We start from the raw sequence: 13,772 nt of genomic DNA, 5'->3' as shown, positions 1-13,772 counted from the left end.
TCGGGCGGATCAGTTCCACGAGTCTGCGGCGACCGGCTTTGCGCAGGGCGGCCGGGGAGCCGTGGCGTTCCAGCAGCCAGGTGACGGCCTGGTGGTCCAGGCGGGGGCCCAGGACTCGTTCCAGGCTGGGGTGGAACTGGGTGAGCAGGCCGCGTATCCGGTTGCTGGTGCGGGTGGCTTCGGCGGCGAGGTCCTGGTCGAAGCCGACGAGGACCGTGAGTTCGGCGGTGATCTCGTCGGTCAGCTCCAGGGACCGCAGGGTGTGCGGCATGGTGCGGGCCGCGTCCGCGATCACGGCGGCGTCCCTCGCGTCGGTCTTGGCCTCGCCGGGGTAGAGGTCGGCGATCCGGCGCATGGCCAGTCCGGGCAGGTAGGCCACTTGGCAGCCGGCGTCGCGGGCGACGGTCAGCGGCAGGGCGCCGATCGAGGCGGGCTGGTCGACGATCACCAGGACGGTGCCGAACTTGGCCGTGAGCTTGTCGAAGACGGCCCGCAGCTTGGGTTCGCTGTTGGGCAGCGGCTTGTCGAAGACCTTCTTCCCGGCCGGGGTGAGTCCGTGGCCGTGGTGGGCACTCTTGCCGACGTCCAGGCCCAGGAACACGCCCACGTCTTCGATCTCGAACATCGCACCCCTTCCCAAAGGGCGTTGACGGTGCCGGCCTCGGCTCGGGTGTCGTACTCGCGCATCCACGTTATGCAGACCTGCCGCCCGCAGACTGCCCGGCGTTGCGCCGGACCGGACGGTGGCCGGACCTCTCATCAGCGTCTCCGACGGACACCTCCCGGGCCCGGTGACACCACCCCCCAGGTCATGCCTTCGACAGGGGGACACAGTCATGCCGGGCCCGGAGGCCAGCGGTCCCGTTGCAGGACCGCGAAAAACATAACGGGGGGCCGATGCTTCCCTCCAGCGGCTCGGGGAGGACTCCGAGGCGCCGAAAAGGGGACCCCAAGGCGGTGCGCGATGCTTGGACCGGCCCCAGAGCGCCGTGAAGGGCGCTGAATCCGGCCGGTGAGAAGGAAGAAGCCGAATGCCGCACACGACGACGCCTGACGGCGTCCGGATCGCCTACCAGGTCCAGGGCGAGGGGACGCCGCTGGTCCTGCTGGCGGGCCAGGCGAACACCCACCATTGGTGGGACGGGGTACGCGACGACTTCCACGCGGCCCGCAGCACCCTCACCCTCGATTACCGCGGCACGGGGGAGAGCGAGAAGCCCGACAAGCGCTACAGCACCGAGCTCTTCGCCCAGGATGTGATCGCGGTGCTCGACGACCTCGGTGTCGACCGGGCCGACGTCTACGGCACGTCCATGGGCGGACGCGTGGCCCAGCAACTCGCGGCCCGCCACCCGCACCGGGTGCGCGCCCTGGTTCTCGGCTGCACGTCACCCGGTGGACTGCACGGCATTCAACGCGACAGTGTCGTGAGCAGGTCGCTGGTCCAGGCACGACCGGGGGCGGCGCGGCAGGCCCTTCTCGAGCTGATGTACACCCCGGCATGGCTGGCGACCCACACGGGCCCCCACCGGACACTCGGCGACCCGGGGATGCCCGCCCATGCCCGGCGCCGCCACTTGGTGGCCAGCAACCAGCACGACGCCTGGCAGCTCCTGCCCGGGGTCAGAGCACCCACTCTCGTGGTGCACGGCGGCGACGACCGGCTCAATCCCGCCGCCAACGCCCCCCTGCTCGCGAGCCGCGTCCCGGGTGCCCGGCTACACATGATCCCCGGAGCGCGTCACGCCTATTTCGAAGAGTTCCGCACCATCGCAAGCCCACTCGTCCTGGACTTTCTGACCGCGGTGCCACAGAGGTGAGGAGGGGGCGGACGGCGGACGGCCTGCGTGGGGGAGCCGGTCGGCGACATCCGCATGCCGCTTCGGGCCGACTGGAAAGCCCCCGGCGACTGGCCTGGGGCTTTTCCTGGAGCGGGTGACGAGAATCGAACTCGCGCTCTGAGCTGGGGAATCAACGGTGCTTGGGCTGCCGGAGGGGGCCTGAACCGTGGTTCTGCAGCGGGCAGGTGGATGGGCCCTTGTCTCTGAGAGCCGTATCTGACCGCTGTTGTCCGTTCTGCTGGCACGGAGGGGGCACGTCGGCTGTGGGGCATCAGTCTGAGGTTCTGTGCTGGAGCGGATGACGGAAACGGAACGGGAGCCACCTGTGCTGCGGACGCTCCGGTGGCGCAGACGTCAGGCCCAGAAGGCTTCGGTGACGACGATCTGGGGATCGGCGTGGCGCCGCATGAAGGTGTAGATGAGCCAGCCGCGTCCGCCGGCCAGGTCCACGATGTGGGGGCCGCCGGGGCTTGTAGAGGCCAGAGGTCGGACGGTCATCCAGCGCGGGAGCGAGGCATCGGCGTCGATCCCCCGGAAGTAGGGGCCTTCGGCCGTGATCAGTTCCGCACGGGCACTCATGATCAGGTCGCTGCCTTCGGCGGGCATGCTCTGGAAGTCGTGCTGCGCCTGCTTCGTCCAGTCCATTTGCCAAGGCGGCCGGAGTGGTTCGTCGATCACTCGCCGGGCTTCCTCTCGGCGGCTTCGTGCCGGAGGCGGCTGTACTCCTCCAGGAGCCGGGTGGACTCCTCGGGGTCCTCGGACTTGGCGGCGCGGGCTTCGAGGTCGCGGAGGTGCGAGTCGAGGACGGGATTCCGGGCGATGGCGTACTGCGTCCACCACAGGCGCATGAAGGCGGGTACGGGGGTGATGTTGAAGGCGTCGCCGATGACGCGCTTCCAGTGCGCCTCAAAGTCCGGGAGGAGGTGCGGAGTGTGTTCCTGAATCGCCAACCGAAGTGCTTGAGGCGTGTGTTCGGGCATGGGCGGCAACCGCAGGGGTTCCCCCTCGTACCCATCGAAGTGGAGTGCGTGGGCGGGCATGGTTCGTGCTCCTTGGTGTGGGGGTGGGTCAGGCCGCCTCGTGTCGGTTCTCGTGTGGCTGGCGCCCGCGTGCCATCTGCTCGAACCACTCGGCCGGCACCAGGTAGGCGACCGTCTTTCCCTTGCGGGTGATGGCGGCGGCCTCACCGGCGATCCGGGTCCGGTCCAGGATCTCGCCCATCCCCTTGCGCAGGTCGATCGTTGTGTACGTCTTCGTCTCCATATGCTGAAGCATATAGCAACTATCATAGTTGACATACGTGCTTCGGAGGAGGTGCGACGGCTGGAGGTATCCAACGGGCACGTCGGGTGCAGAGCGGGCGCTGGGTGCCTGATCGGGCTTGTGGCAACAAAGAAGCCCCCGGCCGCTGGCCTGGGGCTTTTCCTGGAGCGGGTGACGAGAGTCGAACTCGCGCTCTGAGCTGGGGGATCAACGGTGCTTGGACTGGCAGAGGGGCTCTGAACTGGGTTTTTGCAGCGGGTAAGCGGATATTCCCCGGGCCTCTGAGACCGTATCCGACCGCTGTTATCCGCTCTGCTGGGCACGGATGGGGCGCGGTCGGCGTGGGCTGAGCGCGTCCGGCCTCCATGCGGCCTTCAGTCTTCGTGCGGAGCTTCCACCTCCTGGAGTCGTTCGCCGATGTCGTCGCCCCATGCCTGTGCCCACTGACGCAGCCCGGTGATCGCTTGTTCGTCGAGTCCGTAGGCGGCAAATTCCGTGTCGTCGATCCAGTCGGCTGCACCCAGTCGTGCTTGGAGCTCGCTCAGGTCGAAAGAGTCGCGGGCGTGGCGCCGACCGAGTTCTTCGAGTTCGACATGGCTCCAGCGGTTCGCGGCAGCCTGTACATCGATCAGGTCCCTGGCGAGTCCGCGGTCGAAGAGTGCGCGGACTTTGGTTCCGACGACATCTTCGAGGGACAGCACCAAGCCGTGCTCGGTGCGTACGGGCGGTCGCCAGAGCGCTTCCTTGAGGATGTCGACCTCGCACTCTTCACGGCTGGCGGGGTCGGTGACGACCAGGCGGGAGGAGAGAGGGCCCGTTTCCCGAGTGTCGACCTGCCACCCCCGTTGTTCCAGGCCTGTTCGTACGGAAGTGGCGATGTCCTCCATACGATCAGGGTTCTCGGTCGCGACGTCGAGGTCGTGGCTGAGCCGGTCGACCAGGCCGTGTGCCTGGACCGCGTAGCCGCCGGTTAGCGCCAGAGGGTAGGAGCTGCCCACGGCGAGCACGTCCGCAAGCAGGCGACGGTGCAGGTCGGGGAGGTTCACGCAGCGGCCCGGGCGCTGTGGGCGAGTTCGTCGAAGGATCGTTCCCAGACTTCACGGACATCACGGCTGATCAGTGTGCGCAGCGTGGGCCACAAGCTGACGAGGAGGCCGCGATTGAGGAACCGGACCAGGTCGTCGTGNCGTGCTGGCCCTCGGCCAGCACGATGCGGTAGTAGCTCATCCGCAGCCGGGGCTGGTCGAGGTCGAACGTGGTCAGTCCCGACCATGCCAGGTGAAGTGGCAGGCTCACTACGCCGTGCTCGGGGCCGGCAAGATCGGAGAGCGCTGCGGGCAGGCGCCGGGCGAACTTGGCGCGGCGGAGATCGGAAAGGCTGGGCTGTGATGCCATACGTCGATTATCCGGGGAGAGGCCACCGAAGCCGACCGGACGGCGACCAGGGGGTGGGCCGGCTCGTCAGAGAGGGATGATGCGGACCTGGTTTCCGCAGAGCTTGGTCATGTCGTCGCTGTCCGAGGTCAGGAGGGCGACGGGTTTCGGCTGGCGGAGGGCGACCTCGGCGACCGTGGCGTCGATGGCGTACTTGTGTCCGTGCAGCCCGGCGCCCTTGAGGAGTTCCGCTGCTGCTTTCGCCGCTTGCTCGGTGACGGGCTCCACCTTGACGCGGGACAGAGCCCAGTTCAGGCGAGGCATGTCGGTGCGGGAGTGGCCGACTTCCACGATGGTGTTCGCGCCGATCACCAGGTCGGCTCCCATGTTGTGGAGAACCCGAAGCATGGCGAGGAGCTTGCGGTCCTGGGCGATCCAGGCGGAGAGCCCCGCCGTGTCCAGGACGACGGTCTCGACGCGCTCGCTCACGCGGCATCCGCGCCCTTGGGAAAGCCAGCGGAGCCGAAGATCTTGGCGCGAGCCTCGGCGAGCTCCTCGTCGCTGAAGGGGCCGTGTTCCTCCTCGTGCCGGCGGAGCTCGTCGCCCAAGAGCTGGTGCCGGATCTGGCGGGCTACGGCTTCCGCCACGTAGCCGGAGACGTTGTCCGTGAGCTTGCGGAGCTCCGCCACCTGGTCGCTTGGGAGGGTGACGGTGATGCGAGTCGTTGAGGACACGCAACAAGCATACTGGAGTATGCATAAAGCGGCTGGGCTTCTGTGCCGGACCTCCGACAGTCGAGGCCGCGTGATCCGGGGAGGTTGCGCCTGCGTCTTGAGTACGTGACGTACTTGACGTACTTAGTGGGGTGAGCCATTCTGATGGGGACCCCGAGGAGGGCATCATGTCCGCAGTGCATTACGAGAGCTACACCGAGGCGCGGACGCACCTCAAGGATCTCCTTGACGCAGCCGGGGAGGGCCGCGTGGCGACCGTGCGCCGGGACACTGGCCGTGCTGCGGTCGTGGATGTCGAGCGACTGCGTCATTACCTGTCACTGGTCTGCTCGGTGAAGGCGCAGGTCGTCGCGGAGTCCGGAGGCTGGTCGATCTTCATTCCGGGGCTCCCGGTGGCAGCGGACGGGGCCTCCTTCGATGAGGCCGTCGGTGAAATGGTCGACGCTCTACGCGAGTACGCCGAGGATTGGCAGGAACGTCTTCGTACAGCCCCCAACCATCGTGACAACTGGGGCCTGGTGCAGCTGATCGCTCTGAGCGACGACCAGCAGCTTGCCGACTGGCTGGTCGGAAGCGGCCGGTGAGTCGGCCGCAGCCGAACCGTGAGCGGCATGAGAGGTTCTGTGCCGTCGAGAAATGGGACTGTGTGCGAGACGCGCGCGGGCGCACCGGCACCCATCACGTCACCTATGAGCTGACGCTGTTCGACGCACGTATCCTGCGCACGCGGATCTCTCACCCGGTGGACCGCACGGTCTACGGTGTGGGGATGTGGGGTCATATCCTGCGCGACCAGCTCGTCGTCTCCGAGGATGGCTTCTGGGACTGCGTGCTCGATGGCCGACCCCCGGACCGGGGCGCTCCGGCGGTGCCGAAGGGGGCCCTGCCTGCGGACCTGGTGCATTTGCTCATCCATCGGGTCGGTCTCGCGGAGGAGACGGTCGCCGAGCTGACCAAGGAGGACGCGTTGGCTCGACTCAACCAGTACTGGACCGAAGGAACCTGAGTGCAGACGGGCCACGCTTGCCCGGCGCAGGGTGTTGTTGAGGCCCGGCCCACGGGCGGGCGGGACTCCTTCGAACTCCGAGGGCTCCATGACGAAGGCCCTGGTCTCTGACCAGGGCCTTCGTCATGGAGCGGGTGACGAGAATCGAACTCGCGCTCTGAGCTTGGGAATCACTGGTCCTTGAACGGTCAAAGTGGCTTTTGACCTGCATGTTTGTTTGGGCGGGCCGAGGCTGGTGCGGTCTCTGGGCGCTGCTCTTGACCGCTGTTGTCCGCTCCGAAGGGCACGGAGGGGGCACGGCCCGCACCGAGGGCCTCGCGGGGCCGGGGGGGCAGTGGTGCCGGGAAGTGGGGCAAGCCGCTCCTGCGAGAGGGCTTGCCTTCTGGACGGTTGCCCATGCCGGACCACCCGGTTACAGTTATTGCAGATGCATTCCTCGCCGGGTTCAGTGATTGGAGGCGGCCATGGCTCGTTCCAGCGTTCTTGCCCGTGCTGAGAAGGTCGAACCGGACCCCTCGCACCAGTGCGCGCTCGCCGCGACTGCTCGGATGGTGCCGGAGTCGATAGAGGTGCTCGTACGTACCCCGGATGGCGGCGAACTGGTGTTGCCGGGGGAGCTGGTCCGCATTCTTCTGGCGTCGGCCGGTGAGCTGGCCCGCGGGCATGCGGTTACGGTCCTGGCGTCCGAGGCGCAGTTGTCGCCCACTGAGGCCGCTGAACTTCTGGGTCTGTCCCGGCCGTTCGTCGCCCGCTTGCTTGATGCCGGTGACATCCCCTCGACGAACCTGCCTGGCAGCAGTCACCGTGTGGTCCGCCTTTCGGATGTGCTGGCGTTCCAGCAGCGGCGTGAGCGTCGTAGGGAGGGGCGGCGTCAGATCGCCGAAGCCTTGGAGGGTACCGACCTGCCCTACTGATGTAGGTGTCAACGGCAGCCGTGAAAGAGAAGAGGGGGAGTGTGGCAGCGCGGGTCTTTGTGGACACCAACGTCTTGTTTCCGTTCTCGGTGATGGACGTGATGCTGGCCCTCACCGAGGACTCCATCCACGAGATCGTGTGGTCCGAGCGACTGCTCGCGGAGTGGGAGCGGGTCATCGTCCGGGAGGGAAGGCGTTCGGCGGGCTCGGCTGAAGCGGTTGCCCAGGCCGTCCGACGTTTCTTCGCCGACTGTGAGATCGAGGCGGCAGCCTATGGGCACCTTGTGGATGAGATGCCGGGCGACGACCCCGACGACCGGCACCATGCGGCGGCAGCCGTGGCTGCCGGGGCCGACGCGCTGATCACGTGGAACCTTGCCGACTTCCGCCGGTGACTTGGCTGAGCGTGGAGTGCGGGTGATCGATCCAGATTCGTACCTGTGCGGGCTATATCGAGAGTTGCCGCGGGAGGTGGTGGAGACCGTGGTCAGGCTTGTCGGAGAGAAGCGCAACCCTCCAGTCACCATCGCCGATGCCATCGCCCGACTCGCGAAGGCCGGCCTACCGGGCTTCGCCGACCTTCTGACGCGGCACCTCGGGTGCCGAATGACGTGATGGGGTGGGTGGTGCGAAGGTGACCATCGGCGCCTGAACTGTGTCCAGACGACAAAGAAGCCATCGGCCGCTGGCCTGGGGCTTTTTCATGGAGCGGGTGACGAGGAATCGAACTCGCGCTCTGAGCTTGGGAATCAACGGTGCTTGGGCCGTCGCAAGGGCTCTGACCTGCGTTTTCCCGTCAGGCGAGGTGTATGGATACGGTCTCTGGGAACCCCACCTGACCGCTGTTGTCCGCTCTGCTGGGCACGGATGGGGCACGAGGGCTGGCGGTGCAACGGACCCCGCCAAGGGGCGCGTCAGCCTTGATGGCAATCCAATCCCAGTGCTGGAAGGTTCCATCTCGACAGGTGCGCGGTTGCCCCACACAAGAGCTCCATGACCAGATCGCTGACCACGATGATGTGATTGGTGGCTGGTGTAAGGAGTGCTCGGTTGGGCGTCTCCATGCCGACTGCCGCGACTTTGTCCTCAGGTAGTACTCAAGCCCCGCAGCTATGCGTCTGCGAGCCGCTGGAGCAAATATCGATACTCGTCCACGAAGTTATCTACAGCGTTGTCGAAGTCGTAAAACTCTCTACTGCTTCCAAGGTCATCCAGTTTCAAGCGGCGGCGTATTTTCTTGATCTCCGATACTGGAACATCGAAATTGTCTTTCGGGTAACCGGTCTTCACTACCAATGAGCCGCGACGAATGCGAATGAAGTTCTTTTCTTGAGGGTCAAATTGGCATCCGTGAGCAGTAAGGACTTTCCTCAAGTCTCTGAAACTTGTGACGTGATCTCCAAAAGCCTGCTTATGAATCCGCTTCCTGAACCAGGTTCCCAGAGCGCGTACTTCCGTGTCGGAGTCCCTGGCCTCGTTTCTACCGAGCGGAAAAAGGCCAGCCACTACCGAGGTAGCCATTTGGTACAGCTCGTCTTCAGTGGTGTTGCAGAGGTCGAAGCCATTACGTTCCAGTGAAACAAGGCTGCAGACAAGAGCGGTTCTTTTGTTACCGTTCTCGAAGGCATGATTCTTGGCAACTCCGTAGAATAGAGTAGCGACCTTTTCGTGCGGCCTCTCATACTTACTACGGAAGATCCCACGAGCATCTGACATTCCCGTATTCTGACGCTCCACTGCCGAGGACAGCTTATTTGTATCCAGTGGAGTATCGCCCCCGAAATCGTGCGAACCGAGCGAGCTTTCGGCCAGCCTCTTTCTGACCATCAGCACCTCATCCAGTGTAAGTGAAACGTACTTTCCAGAATAGGAAGTTCTAGCCATCAAAGTCCCTTTTTAGTAGTACCTGGAAAAACGTGACTGGCGAGTGAGAGAGCGGGAAACCTAGTCACCCACGCAAGGGACCAGAAGTGAATCGGAAAATACCATTATTTCTTTGGCCTTGATAACGCGGTGAGCGGAATAGTTAAGTGAAAAAAATTCGCGCCGGCGATCGGGGTACAGTTCCGCAACCCTAGGAACGTTGTCGTAAGTCAACAGCCAGCGAGACGCCCGGGTTTTGTTCAAGCAGGAAGCCAGGTCTGAGTGGTGGCTATCAGCGAAGGAGTTGAGATACAGCGAGCCAGCTTTCTCGAAATACGGTGGGTCGGCATAAATGAGGACATTTTTCCTTCGGGAGTATTTTCTGATCACCTCCACTCCATCCATGTTCAACACAAAAATATTGCGCGCATGGAGAGAGATGAGCCGAATTCTTTCGATGAGTGCCTCCTTGTTGAAGCGCGCATCGATCTTGTAATTTCCACTTTGGTCCATTCCGCCGATAGGTCCGCCATTGAGCACCCCCGATCGGTTGGTGCGATTCAAAAAGAAGGTAGCGAAACCAAGTTCCATGTGATTATCTCTTGCTGCGGTAAGGTATATATTCTTTTGCCTTTCCCACTCTGCAATGTTGAGGGTAATCGCCTCGATCTTACGAGAGAACTCCGCTGGCTCGCTAACAATCGATTTCCAGAAGGAGTAGATAGCGGGATCCAGGTCGTTTATCACCACGCGCCTTACCTGGCCTGTTACCAGTAGCGCCAGCGCCGCGCCGGCTCCGCCCGCATACGGCTCAACGTAAGTGCCCGTCGAGAGTTCGTTAGTTTTTACGATTGAGCGTAAGCGAGGGTATAGCGATGACTTCCCGCCGGGATAACGCAAGGGCGATATGATGGGCCGTCTATGATGTGCCAGGCTGGTAGTGGCAGTTCTCATGGCTTCAGCATCACCTTAATCAGCCCCTCCATGCCTGCCCAACAGTTCTTTACGTCATCGGGCGTAGCGAAGATCTGGTGATTGTGGTTAATTGCATTCAGGTGATCCACGGTTGGTATGTAACCTCCAAGTGCAGTACCTCGAATTTTAGAAATCACCTGAATGTAAGCTGTCTTTTGATGAGCCTTCAAATGTTCTTCGAGCCAGGTCAAACAGTGACCTAGCTGTACGAAGCCGTTCTGATTTGCAGTATTGCGGATGACTTCGTTCAGTGATTCCGCGTACGCCTTGATAGATTTCTCGAGGAAAGTGCGCAGAAGGTCTAGTGCCGCGTTGGGGAAGTTCTTAATGTTGATTAGCGCCAACTCCTGGCGAATCAAGTGAATAGATGCCGGAAATCCGGGCGCCACTTGAATCTCGTCAAGATTCAAATATATCGACTTCGTCACCTTGGGCTTCGGCAGCTTGTCAGTGCTCGCATCTACCTGCGGTGATTTGTTCTGTGCAGCAGAACCAGAGTTCAGTGGCACGTTAGCTGGCGAGCCGGGGGAGCCAGCTGTAGTAGGGGGGTCTTGTCTGGTCTTCGATGCTCGGGCTTCGGTGATCTGAAAGAGCGAGCCCTGGGGTGGTACAGCAGGTGAGCTAGGAGGGCGTTGTTCTACGGCCAGAACGTCACTGTCAACGTGAGCGTTGATTAGATCACGTAGCTCGTTCATGTAATTTCGGTAGGAATCGGCCGTGTTGGCATTCAAAGTACGCGTGTTTACCCTCTTCTCCTTGATATCGCCAATGATTTTCTCGGCGACTTTGTCAAACTCTTGTTGTGAGGCGCGCAGATGGACGGTGGCCGTTGATTCGTCGACTGTGATCTTAACTAGATCGAGAAAGGTCGTGTTTCCGTAAAGTCGAGCCAAGATTGAAACGGGGAAAGAGCGTTTCCCGATGTAATCTTGGAGGTGGGCGTCTTTATAAGTTGCGCGACGGAAAAGGCCGAGGATTTGGCTTCTGATTATGAATTTCTTGACGTCGACAGTCGGGTAGTGTCGAATCAAGTACTCAGGCTTTTTTCCTGCGTCGATCTGGGCTTGGAAAAAAGCTGCCTGGCGGGCCGGCGACCAGCCCACTCGCTGATTCCCAGTGTGGATTGCGGCAATCAGTTGATCTGCATCGTCTTGGGTCGGTGCTACCTTGACGGTGATGTTGCGCAAGGTTTTTAGATCTAGGCCCGCTGTGATTCGCACTATTCTTGAGCGGTGCTCAGGGGCCAAGTAGGCGTTCTGCATGGCCTTTAGTGCGGCGACACGTCGATTCCCCTCGACCACAACATTATTGCCCGCTCGTTTGACGACGATTGGTAGCTCGTGGGTCAGGAGACCCACTTTGCAAATACTTTCAACGAGAGACAGTGCTTTCTCATTTTGAAAAAGATCTTGAATGATGTCAGCCTCGGGCGCCATGTCGCTAAGTTCAAGGCGCACGTTGCGCGGATCTAGCGATACATCGTCGGTTACATCCACGACGATTTCGTCCCACGTTGACATGTCAATCATTAAGCCCCCCCCGGGCCGCTCAGGTTCGCCGACCTCAGCCAGCGGTCTCCTTTACATACAGTATCTAGCGGGCTGCGGAAAGACCTCGTGGTTGGAATGTCTTGATGTAGCGGTTTTGATGGCCAAATCTGATACCTAATATGCCGACAAATGACCATCATCGCGTGATAGCTCAGGTCCAGGTTGCATTCGTTTGTAGGCCGGTGGAGCGGATTTGGCTGGTGCCCTGCCCGGGGTCGATCATGATCAGGTGGCCGCAGGCTGGCCAGCAACTCGGGCAGGCTGTGATCCTGCACGGAGAACGAGTGGCCCCTTGGTCCTGCTCGACGTGGGACTGAATCGGGGAGGTGGCTAAAGCCGTGGAGCCGACCGCCCCAGGTCGGGCCGAAGGCAGGAGCGTCGGGCCCAGCGGTGAGCCGGGGAGCGCGCGGCGTGCGGAGCGAGCCGCCGTGATGACATAGGGAAGGTGCAACCTTGCTGGATCAGGCATCCGGCGTGGTTCGTGCCCGCTCATGGCCGTCGACCGCGCCGGGTGAATGCGGTCGACGGTGGGTCCGGAGGTTGTCAGGCCGCCGCAGCGGCCTCCCGGCCCCTTCGCGTCCGACGGTGGAGGACCTCGCCGAAGGTGACGCGGGCGCCCGTGGGATCGATGTAGTGCATGGCCAGGAGGGCTGCGATGACGGCGCCGACCAGGTCGTTCTGGACCTCGGACCAGGTGTGGTCGTCGCCGCAGGTCGTGAGGCCCTTCAGGCCGTGGAGGGCGTGCATCGCCTCGCCGGCTTCCTCGGCGACCTTACCGACCTGGAGGGCTTTGAGTTCTTCGTCGGGGAGGTGGGCGCCGGCCGCTCGGTAGACGGCGGAGAGCTTCTCGATGTTGTCCCACAGGGTGTCCACGTCGGACCTCCGGTCGATGGGTTCGGCTATTCCTGTGCGGGTCGTCCGAGCTGGCGTACGGTCCATCCGGCCATGCGCCAGGCGTCGGCGTCGATGAGGTTGCGGAGGTCGACGAGGACTTGGTCCGCGACCAGTGGGGCGAGGGCCTTGGGGTCGGCCTCACGGAAGTGGGGCCATTCGGTGGCCAGGACGATCAGCTCAGCTGCCTCGACGGAGACTTCGAGGGTTTCGCAGTAGTCGAGTTCGGGGTGGCGGCGCAGTGCTGTGGGTACGGCGTGCGGGTCGTGGACGTTGACGGTCGCGCCGAGCTGGTGCATGAGCGCGGCGATTGCCAGGGCCGGGGATTCGCGGACGTCGTCGGTGCCGGCCTTGAAGGAGGCGCCCCAGACGGTGATGCGTACGCCGTCGACGGGTCGGCCGAGCGTCTGCTCGATGAGCTTCAGTGCGGCGGTGGGGCGGGATTCGTTGACCTCCTCTGCAGCGCGCAGCATGGTTGCTGCCTCGGCGGCGCCCAGGGTGCGGGCGGAGGCGGTGAAGGCGCGGACGTCCTTCGGGAGGCAGCCGCCGCCGTAGCCGGGGCCGGCGTTGAGGCCGCCGCGGCCGATGCGGGGGTCCAGGCCGATGGCCTCGGTGAGCTGCTGGACGTCGGCTCCGGCGGCGGTGCACATGTCGGCGACGCCGTTGATGAAGGAGATCTTCATGCCGAGGTAGGCGTTGGCGGCGCCCTTGATGAGTTCTGCGGTGGCGGGGTCGGTCACGAACAGCGGGATGCCGTTCGCCAGGAGGGGTGCGTAGACCTGGCGTACCGCGTCCTCGGCGCGGGCCGAGGGGACGCCCACGACGATCCGGTCGGGGCGCAGGGTGTCGTCGATGGCGTGGCCCTCGCGTAGGAACTCGGGGTTCCAGACGACCTCCACGTCCTCACCGGCCGGAGACAGCCGGGCGAGGAGAGCACCGAGGTCGCGCGAGGTGCCGACGGTGACCGTGGACTTCCCGACAATGACGGTCGGGCGGGTCAGGTGCGGGGCCAGGGCGCGGGCTGCGCCGAAGACCTGTCCGGTGTCGTAGCTCCGTCCGTCCGCGTCGATCGGTGTGCCCACGGCGAGGAAGTGGATGTCGGCGAACTCGGCTGCCTCCGCGAGGCTGGTGGTGAACCGCAGGCGTCCAGTGGCGGTGTGGGTGCTGAGGAGTTCGGGCAGGCCGTCCTCATAGATGGGGCACTCGCCGGCGTTGAGGCGGTCGATCTTCGCCTGGTCCAGGTCCACGCCGATGACCTCGTGGCCGATCTCGGCCATGGCAGCGGCGTGGGGGATGCCCAGATGACCACAGCCGATGACGGATACGCGCATGGGTCGACGCTCCTTTCCTTATCCCTCGCC

18 protein-coding genes and 1 pseudogene are annotated in these 13,772 nt (G+C 63.5%); 6 read left to right on the top strand and 13 right to left on the bottom strand.

The features are described 5' to 3' along the window. On the bottom strand, window positions 1-625 hold a 625-nt coding region (locus V9U70_RS26285), incomplete at its 3' end, for an IS110 family transposase (RefSeq protein WP_419724034.1). A gap of 406 nt (window positions 626-1,031) precedes the next feature. Here V9U70_RS26285 and V9U70_RS26280 point away from each other — a divergent pair. Beyond that, a complete protein-coding gene (locus V9U70_RS26280) occupies window positions 1,032-1,820 on the top strand; it encodes an alpha/beta fold hydrolase (RefSeq protein ID WP_336679173.1) in 789 nt (262 codons plus the stop codon). 375 nt (window positions 1,821-2,195) lie between these two features. Here V9U70_RS26280 and V9U70_RS26275 read toward each other — a convergent pair whose 3' ends face one another. From V9U70_RS26275 to V9U70_RS26245, 7 genes and pseudogenes are all read right to left on the bottom strand, one after another. Further along, window positions 2,196-2,486 (bottom strand): hypothetical protein, encoded by a 291-nt coding sequence (locus tag V9U70_RS26275; protein ID WP_336679171.1) that lies wholly within the window; start codon window positions 2,484-2,486, stop codon window positions 2,196-2,198. Between the two features lie 29 nt (window positions 2,487-2,515). Continuing rightward, window positions 2,516-2,881 (bottom strand): hypothetical protein, encoded by a 366-nt coding sequence (locus V9U70_RS26270; protein WP_336679169.1) that lies wholly within the window; start codon window positions 2,879-2,881, stop codon window positions 2,516-2,518. 28 nt (window positions 2,882-2,909) lie between these two features. Beyond that, window positions 2,910-3,104: a type II toxin-antitoxin system Phd/YefM family antitoxin gene (locus tag V9U70_RS26265; protein ID WP_336679167.1), complete on the bottom strand. Its 195-nt coding sequence runs from the start codon at window positions 3,102-3,104 to the stop codon at window positions 2,910-2,912. Between the two features lie 374 nt (window positions 3,105-3,478). Next, a complete protein-coding gene (locus V9U70_RS26260; RefSeq protein ID WP_336679165.1) occupies window positions 3,479-4,150 on the bottom strand; it encodes a nucleotidyl transferase AbiEii/AbiGii toxin family protein in 672 nt (223 codons plus the stop codon). Beyond that, a pseudogene (locus V9U70_RS26255) lies at window positions 4,147-4,499 on the bottom strand (transcriptional regulator). Before V9U70_RS26255 ends, V9U70_RS26260 begins: the two are co-directional and overlap by 4 nt. Window positions 4,500-4,565: 66 nt before the next feature. Beyond that, a complete protein-coding gene (locus V9U70_RS26250) occupies window positions 4,566-4,967 on the bottom strand; it encodes a PIN domain-containing protein (protein WP_336679163.1) in 402 nt (133 codons plus the stop codon). Further along, window positions 4,964-5,212: a type II toxin-antitoxin system CcdA family antitoxin gene (locus V9U70_RS26245; RefSeq protein WP_336679161.1), complete on the bottom strand. Its 249-nt coding sequence runs from the start codon at window positions 5,210-5,212 to the stop codon at window positions 4,964-4,966. Before V9U70_RS26245 ends, V9U70_RS26250 begins: the two co-directional genes overlap by 4 nt. A gap of 167 nt (window positions 5,213-5,379) precedes the next feature. On the opposite strand from V9U70_RS26245, the gene V9U70_RS26240 reads away from it, so the two are divergent. The 5 genes from V9U70_RS26240 to V9U70_RS30720 all read left to right on the top strand — a co-directional run bounded on the left by V9U70_RS26240 (window position 5,380) and on the right by V9U70_RS30720 (window position 7,747). Next, entirely contained in the window at window positions 5,380-5,796 is a 417-nt protein-coding gene (locus V9U70_RS26240) for a prevent-host-death protein (RefSeq protein WP_336679159.1), read from the top strand. A gap of 62 nt (window positions 5,797-5,858) precedes the next feature. After that, window positions 5,859-6,218, top strand: a complete 360-nt coding sequence (locus V9U70_RS26235; protein ID WP_336679157.1) for a cytotoxic translational repressor of toxin-antitoxin stability system — start codon at window positions 5,859-5,861, stop codon at window positions 6,216-6,218. 464 nt (window positions 6,219-6,682) lie between these two features. Further along, on the top strand, window positions 6,683-7,132 hold the full coding sequence (locus V9U70_RS26230) for a helix-turn-helix domain-containing protein (protein ID WP_336679155.1): 450 nt from the start codon (window positions 6,683-6,685) through the stop codon (window positions 7,130-7,132). Window positions 7,133-7,173: 41 nt separating this feature from the next. Continuing rightward, on the top strand, window positions 7,174-7,527 hold the full coding sequence (locus tag V9U70_RS26225) for a PIN domain-containing protein (protein ID WP_336679154.1): 354 nt from the start codon (window positions 7,174-7,176) through the stop codon (window positions 7,525-7,527). Between the two features lie 16 nt (window positions 7,528-7,543). Beyond that, on the top strand, window positions 7,544-7,747 hold the full coding sequence (locus V9U70_RS30720) for a VapC50 family PIN domain-containing toxin (RefSeq protein WP_473828709.1): 204 nt from the start codon (window positions 7,544-7,546) through the stop codon (window positions 7,745-7,747). A 495-nt stretch (window positions 7,748-8,242) separates the two neighbouring features. Here V9U70_RS30720 and V9U70_RS26220 read toward each other — a convergent pair whose 3' ends face one another. From V9U70_RS26220 to V9U70_RS26200, 5 genes are all read right to left on the bottom strand, one after another. Beyond that, on the bottom strand, window positions 8,243-9,016 hold the full coding sequence (locus V9U70_RS26220; protein ID WP_336679152.1) for a type II toxin-antitoxin system death-on-curing family toxin: 774 nt from the start codon (window positions 9,014-9,016) through the stop codon (window positions 8,243-8,245). Between the two features lie 60 nt (window positions 9,017-9,076). Beyond that, complete coding sequence (locus V9U70_RS26215) at window positions 9,077-9,949, bottom strand: DNA adenine methylase (protein WP_336679151.1); 873 nt, start codon at window positions 9,947-9,949, stop codon at window positions 9,077-9,079. Beyond that, window positions 9,946-11,466: a hypothetical protein gene (locus V9U70_RS26210; protein WP_336679149.1), complete on the bottom strand. Its 1,521-nt coding sequence runs from the start codon at window positions 11,464-11,466 to the stop codon at window positions 9,946-9,948. The genes V9U70_RS26215 and V9U70_RS26210 overlap by 4 nt, the downstream gene beginning before the upstream one ends. A 597-nt stretch (window positions 11,467-12,063) precedes the next feature. Continuing rightward, entirely contained in the window at window positions 12,064-12,393 is a 330-nt protein-coding gene (locus V9U70_RS26205; protein WP_336679147.1) for a MazG-like family protein, read from the bottom strand. Between the two features lie 26 nt (window positions 12,394-12,419). Further along, window positions 12,420-13,742: a UDP-glucose dehydrogenase family protein gene (locus tag V9U70_RS26200; RefSeq protein WP_336679145.1), complete on the bottom strand. Its 1,323-nt coding sequence runs from the start codon at window positions 13,740-13,742 to the stop codon at window positions 12,420-12,422. Window positions 13,743-13,772 lie beyond the last annotated feature (30 nt).

The organism is Streptomyces pratensis (assembly GCF_037137275.1).
GTDB lineage: Bacteria > Actinomycetota > Actinomycetes > Streptomycetales > Streptomycetaceae > Streptomyces > Streptomyces pratensis_B.
Note: the sequence above shows the minus strand (reverse complement) of the source record. Positions and strands in the feature narration are given on the sequence as shown.

Coding starts and splice junctions, on each gene's coding strand:
- V9U70_RS26280 (WP_336679173.1), top strand. CDS start 1,032: ATGCCGCACACGACGACGCCTGACGGCGTCCGGATCGCCTACCAGGTC.
- V9U70_RS26275 (WP_336679171.1), bottom strand. CDS start 2,486: ATGGACTGGACGAAGCAGGCGCAGCACGACTTCCAGAGCATGCCCGCC.
- V9U70_RS26270 (WP_336679169.1), bottom strand. CDS start 2,881: ATGCCCGCCCACGCACTCCACTTCGATGGGTACGAGGGGGAACCCCTG.
- V9U70_RS26265 (WP_336679167.1), bottom strand. CDS start 3,104: ATGGAGACGAAGACGTACACAACGATCGACCTGCGCAAGGGGATGGGC.
- V9U70_RS26240 (WP_336679159.1), top strand. CDS start 5,380: ATGTCCGCAGTGCATTACGAGAGCTACACCGAGGCGCGGACGCACCTC.
- V9U70_RS26230 (WP_336679155.1), top strand. CDS start 6,683: ATGGCTCGTTCCAGCGTTCTTGCCCGTGCTGAGAAGGTCGAACCGGAC.
- V9U70_RS26220 (WP_336679152.1), bottom strand. CDS start 9,016: ATGGCTAGAACTTCCTATTCTGGAAAGTACGTTTCACTTACACTGGAT.
- V9U70_RS26215 (WP_336679151.1), bottom strand. CDS start 9,949: ATGAGAACTGCCACTACCAGCCTGGCACATCATAGACGGCCCATCATA.
- V9U70_RS26200 (WP_336679145.1), bottom strand. CDS start 13,742: ATGCGCGTATCCGTCATCGGCTGTGGTCATCTGGGCATCCCCCACGCC.